We start from the raw sequence: 1,381 nt of genomic DNA on the forward strand, positions 1-1,381 counted from the left end.
CGCCGCCGGTCACGGTGTGGCCGTGCCCCCGTCCACGCCGATCGCCGGGAGCGGCCGTGCCGCCCTGGTCGCCGCGCCCGCGTCAGGCCCGCACGCCGCCTCCAGCAAGTGGTTCCCGAACGCGAAGTCGATGGCGTGCGTGACAGGACTACCGTTCTCGTCGAGCTGCTGGTAGTTCCTCAGGTTGGTGCCGAAGGCGAACTGGCGGCCGCCGCCGGTGTTGGAGAACGCGAAGGTCTGCATGCCGGGGATGCTCCCGTCGTGCCCCCAGAATCTGCCGCACGGCAGGTCGAGGGGGAAGATCCCGAGACCGTAGTCGATCACGGCGCCCGAGAAGGACCGGATGGGCACGGTCTTCTGCATCTCGGCCAGCAGAGTCGCGTCGAGCAGCTCGCCGCGCAGCAGCAGCCGGAAGAAGCGGTTGAGGTCCTCCATCGTCGAGGCGACCGCACCCGACGTCCAGGCCCAGGACATGTTGTAGACGCTGTAGTCCTTGGGCGGGTCGAAGTAGCCGAACAGCGCCTCGTACGCCTTGGAGCTCGGCCCAGGCAGGTACGGCGTACGCGGGAACGACGTGTGCCGCAGCCCGGCCTTCCGGAAGACATGGTCGGTGAGGTACCGCTCGGCACTCGTGCCCGTCACCTTCTCCAGCAGCAGGCCGGCGATGACGAAGTTCGTGTTCGAGTACGACCCGGGTGTCACCCCCGGCTGCCCGGTCGCTGGGGCGCCGAGCCCCGCCCGCGCCAGCTCCTGCGGCGGGAAGGCGCGCAAGCGGTTGGCGTCCAGGCTCTCGATCGTCGGGAAGATCACCTCGGTGTGGTTGGCGATGTGGCTGGTGTGGTTGAGCAGCATGCGTACGGTGATCTGCTGCCCGCGCTCACCCGGGATCAGATCCGGCAGGTAGCGGCCGATGGGGGCGTCGAACTCGATCGTGCCCTTGCCGACCTGCTGTAACACGCCCACGGCGACGAACGACTTGGTGATGCTCCCGGCCCGGTGCACCATCTCGGGCCGCATCGGGCGGCGGGTCTCGACGTCGGCGACGCCCGCGGCACCCTTCCAGCTCCGCCGGCCGTCCACGACGTTCGAATAGGTGCCGTACATGCCGGCCTCGTGCACGGCGTCCAGCGTCTGGCGCAGCCGCTGCCGGTCGAGGCCGCCGTCCTCGGCGGCGGCCGCGGGTGCCGCTGCGAGCAGCGCGGCGGCCAGGGTCGCGGCTCCCAGCCGCGAGGCGAGCGTGCTGAATCGACGAATGGTCATGGCGCTCAGTTTGAGCCTTCCGCTCGGCGGAGGTCAGTGCGCTGTGTCACAGGTCCCGCATGACAGAAGTCAGCTCTCCCACCAAGTCGGCGTGGCCGTCGTCGGCCAGGTCGGGCAAGGC

1 protein-coding gene is annotated in these 1,381 nt (G+C 69.9%); it reads right to left on the minus strand.

Annotation, left to right across the window (positions count from 1 at the left end):
• Positions 1–9: 9 nt before the first annotated feature.
• Entirely contained in the window at positions 10–1,260 is a 1,251-nt protein-coding gene (locus ACTWPT_RS59960) for a serine hydrolase domain-containing protein (protein ID WP_443186471.1), read from the minus strand.
• Between the last annotated feature and the right edge of the window lie 121 nt (positions 1,261–1,381).

The organism is Nonomuraea sp. 3N208, from assembly GCF_052245935.1.
In the GTDB taxonomy this organism is placed as follows: domain Bacteria; phylum Actinomycetota; class Actinomycetes; order Streptosporangiales; family Streptosporangiaceae; genus Nonomuraea.

What these genes read in the sequence shown, in the direction of transcription:
- ACTWPT_RS59960 (WP_443186471.1), bottom strand. Translation starts at nt 1,260, where the DNA reads ATGACCATTCGTCGATTCAGCACGCTCGCCTCGCGGCTGGGAGCCGCG.